The organism is Streptomyces sp. IBSBF 2435 (genome assembly GCF_036815005.1).
Taxonomy (GTDB): Bacteria; Actinomycetota; Actinomycetes; order Streptomycetales; family Streptomycetaceae; genus Actinacidiphila.
Genome location: NZ_JAJSYW010000246.1, coordinates 1 through 7,909 on the forward strand (window position 1 = coordinate 1; position 7,909 = coordinate 7,909).

Below are 7,909 nucleotides of genomic sequence, written 5' to 3' on the forward strand. Positions count from 1 at the left end.
CTCCTGGAAAAACTCCCCACCCTCATCATCAGCAGCGCCGGACGACAGGGCTGGGGCTGGTTTGCAAACCGGGGCGGCACGATGACGGTATGAGCAAGGCAGGCACGATTCATCACCGTCACAGCCAAGGCGGCGTGCGGAGTTCAGGCCAAGCCGGCGAGGCTGGGCCCGGGAGTGGCCGGCGCTGCCCGTACAGGTCCTGACCAGCGGCAACGCCCCTCTCGCTATACCAACCGGCAACCAACCGACCCGCACCATCACCAAAAACGTCAGCAGCAGATCGGCATCCATGACACCAGAGAAGCCACCCACGACAACCCACTGAACAGCAAAAACCCACCACCTGCCTCACTGACATCACCATGCCGAACCACCACCGACAAAAACCCGCAGATCATCACCACGGACCAGCTCGCCTCCCTCGCCGAACTCGGCATCGACTGGGCGTGAGAACCGCGGGCCGCTGGCCGATCCCATCGGCCTTACTCGACAACTCACCGAGCGCCGTCCACCGAGCGCCAAGCGGATTACGGTTCTTCGATGAACCAGGATGAGATCCGTGATGAGCTGGTGCGCTCTGCACAGCGATGGGCTCGGACAGCCCTCGACGCCTACTTCGAGGAACCGGTGGATCAGGACTTCGCAGTCCATCACATGGCTGTGGCTGTCGAACATCTGGCCAAGGGGTCTCTGGCCTCCATCGCGCTCACGTTGCTGGCCGACGTCAGGCCTTCCGTAGAAGATCTGTTGGTACTCGGTGGTCAGGAAGACAAGGTGGAAAAGGGCCGCGCGAATCTCCGAACCGTTGGCGGTGCGGAAGCCGTGACGAGACTCGCGAAGGTGCAGAACGTCAAACCGCCAGCGCATCTCGCTACGTTGCGAGACGCCCGCAACGGCATCACTCACATGGGATGGGGGCGTGCCTCCAGCGAGTGCAGGGAGCTACTGGCAGCCGGTGCCACGTACATCGACTCCCTGCTGCCTGCACTGGAGATGGAGCCGAGCCGGTTCTGGGAGAACCATTACGAGGCAAGCAAGAACCTCGTAGAAAAGGCAACGTCCGAGCTGAAACTGCGCTACGAGGTGAAGATCCGACGGGCGCAGGAGACCTTCGCAAAGCTGACGGAACGCATGGCAGACAGCGAAAAGGCGGCCGTGATCGCGGGTCTGTCGGCAGCGCCGTTGCCCAGCCGGTGGTACCTGTGCGTTCCCACGCAGTGTCCAGCGTGCGAAAGTCCCGCCCTCATCAGCGGGCGCGACAAAGACGGGGAGTACGGGGATATCTGGTTCCTTCCGCGCTTCTTCGGGTGCCGGGTCTGCAAGCTCACGCTGACCGGCCCGGAACTGGACCTCGCGGGCATGAAAGGCCATTCACTGCGCACAGAAGAAGAGGTGGATGACGGCTGGGAACCCGACTTCGACTTCATGTGATCCAGCAGCGCTGATCCGACGTAGTCGATCGCGTCTGGACATCCGGGGGCCCCTGCTGCAGTGCTGAGCAGGGGCACTCGCCGTGCGGAAGTCGATCGCTGACCAAGGCAAGCACGAGGTGATGCGGCAGCTTCAGGAGGCCGCGCGGGCGGAGCGGTTGGAGGAGCAGAGGCGGGCGCGGAAGGCCGAGGAGGCTGAGCGTCGACGACTGGAGCGAGAAGAGGAGGCGCGTCTGCGCCTTGAGGGGGCACGGCGGCGGTGGGCGGAGGAGGATGCCCGCTGTGAGCGGGGGCGGGTGGAGCGCGAGGCGCGGGAGCGCCAGGACCTGGAGACGGCGCGGGCGTGGCGGGGCTGATGGTCGCCGCAGCAGCAGACCGAACAATTCGCCGCCGTCGCCGACACCCACGGTCGCACCGCGGGCACCAGGACTGTGCCGGCGTACCGAGGCTCCGGGCCGACCCCGTCCAGCACTCATTCCGGGAGCCGTCTCGAGGCGGGGCGGCCGCCCCGCCTGGCCGGGAGGTCAGAACGGAGGCTCCTCCACAGCCGCCGAGGAACGGGCGGCGCAGGTCCCCCAGCCGCTGGTGCTTCCCGGCCCAACCGGTGTAGATGGCGCCTCTTCCAGCGCCCGAGACCACAGACTGCGCCACCAGTCCCGCCGTGGCTCAGGTCCGTCCATCGAGTCCGGCCACCGGTCCTCGTTCGGATCGGTCTTGGAGCGTTTGCAGAACACCTCGAAGAGGGCGTCGGCGACGTCCCCGTCGATTGGCACCGTCTTGCCGAGCATGGCCCGGCGGATTGTCTCCTTGCTCGCGGTGAAGGCGTCGTAGTCGGCTGAGATCGCATCGGCGATCTCCTGGAGCGTCGGGCGGCCCGCCCGGCGGTAGCAGTCCCACAGCTCTTCCACGAAGTCGCGTCGTGCCCCCTGCGGCAGATCACGCTCGGACGGCATCCGCAAGATCTTCGCCACGTGTCCCTCCCCCGCTCGTGGCCATCTGAGCCTAACGAAAACAACCAGAGACTCATGATGACAACGCGATAACTCGTGAAGACTCGCAGAAACCACCATCGGACTACCTCTGACCAGCACAAACACCTCTTCCCTACAGCGTTTGGGCAGCCTCAGACCAGATCTGTGGGGTCGCTGAGGCCCTGCGACGCACCTCCGTCAGAGGTGTGCCTGACCTCGTTGCTCAGGAGGGGCAACCATCACCAGGACTCGGTACATGCGCGGATCTCGAACCGTCCCGGCTCGTCAGGGACAGCCGCAACGCTCCGGTCGCCGTGCGATAGTCCGGACGGCCGGCCTTGCGGTCCTCTCCGGCGCCATGGCCGCCGTTGGGGGCTTGATCGTCAACGGGCTGGGGCACTGGATCGGACTGTGACCCCCGCTCTGTCCAGCTGATGGCGACGGTCCGTCGGGCCGACGGCACGGCTGACATCTGCACCAGGGTGCTGGCCGACTACAAGCCGCGGGGCGCACGCCGAATGCCCGCCGGAGTCTTCGGCCCGGCCGCCGGGCGTACGGGACCAGCGCGGCGGGCTGCGGGGCAGGCCGCCGCGACGCGAACCGACGCCGCTCCCCCGAGGCGCCCTGTCCACAGTCCTGGTCCCACCCTCCATCACCAGGGCTGGGGACAAGGAGAGGAGCACAGAGGGGATGTCAGCGCTCCGAAGCGGCGGCGGAGACATCGCTACCCCAGGTCAAAGGGTCCTTTCGATGCGGCCTTGACGAAACGGTGCGCCCAGTCCGTTGCGCACCCCGTTGCCCAGTCCGTTGCCGAACGGCACCCGGCAAAGATTCAGGCGCCTTCGGTGGCGGCATCCCGCGGGCTCAGGCGGTCCGGTCGACAGGCGCGGCCGTCAGGCGGTCCAGGCGCTCGTAGAGGACGCGCACCAAGCGGGTGCGGTCCTGGACGCAGCGCACCGTGCCCTCCAGCCGCTGCGTCACCCGGACGGTCTTTTCTGGCTACGGAAGGGCGACTGGTTTTCGTAAATCCACATCTTGGGACTGCAGATGAAGCGAGGATGCTGCTCCTCATAGGGCACATTGGCCCAAACATCGGGGTTCGCGGCAAAGGCCCGACACAGAGCAGCTTGGGAGTCCTCGTCCAGCTCGTCCGGGGCCACAATGATGAATTCATCGCCGAGCCGGCTCATGGTGAACGCGGTGATGTAGTCCAGGTGGTCGGCGAACACTTCCAAGAGTCGTCGGGCATTTGGCCACTTGTCGAAGGGCTGAGTCGGAAGGGTGACGTACTCGATGAATCCGTGGCCCCGGGCGACGAATGCCTGGAACTTGCTCCAGTCGTTGCCCTCGAGCAGCATCGCAAGGTACGACCCAAGGTCGCCGTCGTCATCATCTAGGATGTTCGAGCTGCTGTAGAGGAGGCATGACCGGAAGTGGTCGACGACTTTCTGCAGGCGGATGATGCTGACACGTAGGAGTGCGTAAGTCTGCGGCGACAGTGCGCGGTTGTGGGCGAGAACGTTGCGGATCTCGCGGACCTCGTCAAAGTCTTTCGCGATCGCCTGCTGATCCTGCCCTGCCAAGTGGTGCACGTCGCCCGCGATCTGCGGGTCAGTCAGCATGGCCAGGAGCTGACCGATGTCGGACTGCCAGATGAGGTCACCGCTGGTCTCGGCGTCAAGGTGCAAGCGCTGGCGGCTTCTCTCAGCGAGGCGCTCGAGCTTCTTGCGCAGTTTCGGGTCCAGGTGCTGGTGCCACAGGGCTCCGTAGGCGCGCATCCAGGAAGCCAGGCAGAGTCTGCGCAGCCACCCTTCCAGGGTGTAGATGTCTCGGTAGGCCTGCTGGTTGATCCGCGGCACCAAGAACTCGCCGTCGAACTCGAGGTCCAGCTGCTGCTCGGAGTCCACCATCCCTGCTTCTCCCCCCCCAAGCCGCTCCCCGGGCTGATGGCACCATTGTTCCAGGACGGCCCTGCGAATCGGTGCGCACGGTCCCTTGCACGGTCTTTTGAACGGCCTCTTGCACGCTCTCTTGCCGCCAATCTCCTGATCGTTGGCTGCGGCCCCCCAGCGGCCGCACCTCGGCATCCGGCACCTGTCCGACCCACTCCTGAAGGTCCCGCAATCCACCCGCCCCACTGCCGTCGATCAAGAAGCGCATTGTCTCCCAGCCGCGCCCGCCCCGGCAGACAGTTCCGGTGGTCATCGCCACCGGCAGTTCCTCCGAGCACCAGCGCCCCGCGGCCGGGCACTGGCATCATCAGCGGATGCTCATCACGCCCCGGCCCGGCGCGGACCGCAACACCGCCCTGAAGACCTTGCGTGAAGCCCACCAGGCCGTGGAGGACGTGTACAACGCCGGGCACCCGCCCTACGTCCGCCTCATGGAATACCTGCGGTGGGCCAACCAGGCCGTGCGCCTGCTGCGGGCTCAGATCAGTACGCCCGACCTCGACGCCTTGGTCCTCACCCGCGGCCACGCAGCACTCCTCGGCGGGATCAGCGACCTGTCCGCGATGATCGCAAACGACGTCCAGCGCACCGGCGGTGTCGTCGGTGACCTGGTGGACCTGGAACTCACCGAGCGCATCGCCACCCTGGACGCTGCCGTGCAGGATCTCGCACAGCTCCTCACCCGCTGGGACGACCGGATCCGGTACGTCCTGCCCGACAGCAGCTTCTACATCCACCACCCCGACAACCTGGAGAAGGCCGACTTCGCAGAACTCCTGGGCCTGTCGCCCAGCGAGCCGGTGTGCCTGCTGTTCCCGATGGCCGTCATCGACGAAATCGACACGCTGAAGGAGTCCAAGGACCGGCGTGTCAGGTGGCGTTCCGGATTCACTCTCGCCGTTCTGCAGCGGATCCTCAGCGACGCCGGACGCGGCACCCTCCACCCGGTCGACACCAGCACCCTGCCCGAAACCGGCACCTTCCGTGCCGAGATCATGGTGGAAGTCCTGTTCGACCAGCCCGGCCGCCTGCGGCTGTCGAACGCCGACGACGAGATCATCGACCGAGCCCTGGGGGCGCACGTCCTGGCCGGCCGCCACGGTGCCACGCTGCTGACCTACGACACCGGACAGGCCACCCGCGCCCGCACCACCGCTCTGCGCGTGCGCAAACTCGCCGGCGACCAGGGCACTGGAGACGAACCCGGCTGGACTGCGGAAGAGCCCCGGCCCGGCAGCGGTGTACGGGCGCAGCGACGGGCGCGTGCTGCGGCCGCGCGGCAGGAATGACCGGGCACCCTCCCCCGGCCCCGAGCCCGACCCCTGGTACCGGGGCGCGGGAGCCGACTTTGGCACACACCGCTCCGGATGCCGGTCCCCGCGGCGGCGCGCGGGCCCAACTGCTCCTCGGCCCTCCAGCGTTGCGGGTCGCTCCGTTGACCGGGGAGACGACGTGGTCGTACGTGTGCCGGATCGCCGGGCGCTACGGCATGGACTCCGCCGCACTGCTGCCGTGGTGGACCTGGACTGGTACCCGGCCGCGGGACGAGGCCGGCCCGCGCGACGACGCCGTGGTGCTGTTCAACCCCGCCGGCCGGCAGTTACCCGCCCGGCTGGGCGGGCTCGGCGAACACGATCTGGCCCGGGCGCTACCCGCGCTCGCCGACGAGCCGCAACCAGTTCCGGCGGCCGCTCTGGCCCCGTCCGGGGAAGCCCCCGGCTCCGGCAATCCGGCGGGCCGGTGGAAGGTCGCCTCGGCGGGGGAGCACGGGCCGACGGCGTACGGGTGCGCGCTGTGCACGGCCGCCCGCACCGGCCGGGAGGCCGTGGTGGTGCGGTATGTCGCGCCGTGGCAGCGGGCCTGTGCCCGCCACCAGCGGTGGATGATCACCGCCGGGGACGGCCACCGCCACCACCGCCTCGCCCCGCGCGCGGCCCCGGAGGCCGCCGCGGCGCAGCGGGCCTGGCCGAAGGTCGCCCGGACCGCAGCCGCGGCCGGGGCCGATCCGGGCCGGGTGTTCGCCATGGCCCATGCGGTGGCCTGTGCGTGGTGGGAGCAGGCCCTGGAGTGGGAGCAGGAGCGGATCTGGCCGGCGCGGCTGCACACGGTCGCCGGAGGGGATGCCGGGCCGCGGTTCTGGCGGTGGCGGATCACCGCCCGCGACACGGTCGTCTTCCCCGAGACCGCCGCACCGGCCGCGGTGCTTCTCGACCCCGGCATGCAGGAGCGGATCTGGGACGACCACGGGCGCGGCGGGCCGGTTCACCCGTTCCACCCGGTGGCGCGGCAACCTGGGCGCCCGTTCCGCACGCCGGACCGATCGTCACACCAGGCCGTTCCCAGCCCATCCGTTCAGGAACGCGGCCAGGGCGCGGCGCTGTTCGTCCTCGCGGGCGACCTGGCGGGCCAGGACCTCGCGGTCGACGTACGGGTCGACAGCCGCCAGGACAAGGCTGCGACGGCAGAGTTGGACAGAGCACAGCACAGGCGGGGGGGGGGGGGGGGGGGGGGGGGGGGGGGGGGGGGGGGGGGGGGGGGGGGGCGCCCCCCCCCCCCCCCCCCCCCCCCCCCCCCCCCCCCCCCCCCCCCCCCCCCCCGCCCCCCCCCCCCCCCCCCCCCCCCCCCGGCTGTGAGTTGGCAGCGGATGATGCGTCGGCATCAAGCCTGTGCGCTGCGGGGGAAAGTGCTGCCCGCGTGGTCAGTCCTTGTGCTTGAAGACGTCCCTGACGGCGTCCTTGGCCTTCTCGGCACCCTCCCGCACGTCGCCCTTGGCCTGGTCGCCGCGGCCTTCGGCCTCCAGGCTCTCGTTGCCGACCGCGTGGCCGACGGCCTCCTTGACTTCGCCCTTGGCCTGGTCGGTCTTGGCTTCGATCTTGTCGCTGTCGCTCACGACGGGACTCCTCGCGTTCCGGTTCTCTTCGGCCGCCATCCTGACCGGAGAAACGCGCGGGAGGAATGGCGGCGGAAAACGGCTCTGGTGACAGGTACCGGCAGGCTTCCGGCGGAGGTTGGGACGCTGCATATTTTCCGGAAGCCTCCCGGCAGGAGACTCCTGTCCGTGAACTTTCCGGGCATTCCTGGATTCGGGACAATCTTCGGCACAACCAGTGCGGGCGGGGCCCCGCCCGCATCTGCGACGTGCCGGACTACCAGCGGTACCAGCGATTCCTGCCGCCGCTGGAGTGCGTGCCCCGCATGACGAAGCCGAGCGCCCACACGATCAGGGCGATCACAGCGATCCACCACAGCAGGTGCAGAGCGAATCCCGCGCCGAACAAGATGAGCACGAGCAGAAGAACAATGAGCAACGGTCCCATGATTATCTACCTCCGAAACTCCGCACTCCCGCTGGTGAAGCCCTCATGCACCAGCTAAGAGCGGTCCGGTTCCCGTTTTCACAACGCTGGAGGGGTGCGCGAAAATCTTCGTTCCGACGGCCGGTGCCGTGGTGGACCGGCCGGACGGGGGTGCATCCAGGTGGCCCGGGTCACCGGGCAGAGGCCGCATCCGGGTCCGGCGCGATCGGGTCGGGGGCGATCGGGTCGGGGGCGGGTAT

At 68.5% G+C, this 7,909-nt stretch carries 8 protein-coding genes; 3 read left to right on the forward strand and 5 right to left on the reverse strand.

Annotated elements, in window-relative coordinates; translation table 11 throughout:
* Positions 1-174 precede the first annotated feature (174 nt).
* Complete coding sequence (locus V7E46_RS30610) at positions 175-450, forward strand: hypothetical protein (RefSeq protein WP_333771457.1); 276 nt, start codon at positions 175-177, stop codon at positions 448-450.
* Between the two features lie 90 nt (positions 451-540).
* Complete coding sequence (locus V7E46_RS30615; protein ID WP_333771458.1) at positions 541-1,431, forward strand: hypothetical protein; 891 nt, start codon at positions 541-543, stop codon at positions 1,429-1,431.
* Between the two features lie 523 nt (positions 1,432-1,954).
* Here the strand turns inward: V7E46_RS30615 and V7E46_RS30620 are convergent.
* A complete protein-coding gene (locus V7E46_RS30620) occupies positions 1,955-2,401 on the reverse strand; it encodes a hypothetical protein (protein ID WP_333771459.1) in 447 nt (148 codons plus the stop codon).
* A 977-nt stretch (positions 2,402-3,378) separates the two neighbouring features.
* On the reverse strand, positions 3,379-4,311 hold the full coding sequence (locus tag V7E46_RS30630; protein WP_333771460.1) for a hypothetical protein: 933 nt from the start codon (positions 4,309-4,311) through the stop codon (positions 3,379-3,381).
* Between the two features lie 356 nt (positions 4,312-4,667).
* Between V7E46_RS30630 and V7E46_RS30635 the strand changes: the two genes are divergently transcribed.
* Positions 4,668-5,642 (forward strand): PIN domain-containing protein, encoded by a 975-nt coding sequence (locus V7E46_RS30635; protein ID WP_333771461.1) that lies wholly within the window; start codon positions 4,668-4,670, stop codon positions 5,640-5,642.
* A gap of 1,034 nt (positions 5,643-6,676) precedes the next feature.
* Here V7E46_RS30635 and V7E46_RS30640 read toward each other — a convergent pair.
* From V7E46_RS30640 to V7E46_RS30650, 3 genes are all read right to left on the reverse strand, one after another.
* Entirely contained in the window at positions 6,677-6,838 is a 162-nt protein-coding gene (locus tag V7E46_RS30640) for a hypothetical protein (RefSeq protein ID WP_333771462.1), read from the reverse strand.
* A 213-nt stretch (positions 6,839-7,051) separates the two neighbouring features.
* The gene (locus V7E46_RS30645) at positions 7,052-7,243 is read right to left on the reverse strand and encodes a CsbD family protein (protein ID WP_333771463.1); all 192 of its coding nucleotides are present in this window, start codon (positions 7,241-7,243) and stop codon (positions 7,052-7,054) included.
* Positions 7,244-7,499: 256 nt separating this feature from the next.
* Positions 7,500-7,670 (reverse strand): hydrophobic protein, encoded by a 171-nt coding sequence (locus V7E46_RS30650; RefSeq protein WP_333771464.1) that lies wholly within the window; start codon positions 7,668-7,670, stop codon positions 7,500-7,502.
* Between the last annotated feature and the right edge of the window lie 239 nt (positions 7,671-7,909).

Coding starts and splice junctions, on each gene's coding strand:
- V7E46_RS30635 (WP_333771461.1), top strand. CDS start 4,668: ATGCTCATCACGCCCCGGCCCGGCGCGGACCGCAACACCGCCCTGAAG.
- V7E46_RS30630 (WP_333771460.1), bottom strand. CDS start 4,311: ATGGTGGACTCCGAGCAGCAGCTGGACCTCGAGTTCGACGGCGAGTTC.
- V7E46_RS30650 (WP_333771464.1), bottom strand. CDS start 7,670: ATGGGACCGTTGCTCATTGTTCTTCTGCTCGTGCTCATCTTGTTCGGC.
- V7E46_RS30615 (WP_333771458.1), top strand. CDS start 541: ATGAACCAGGATGAGATCCGTGATGAGCTGGTGCGCTCTGCACAGCGA.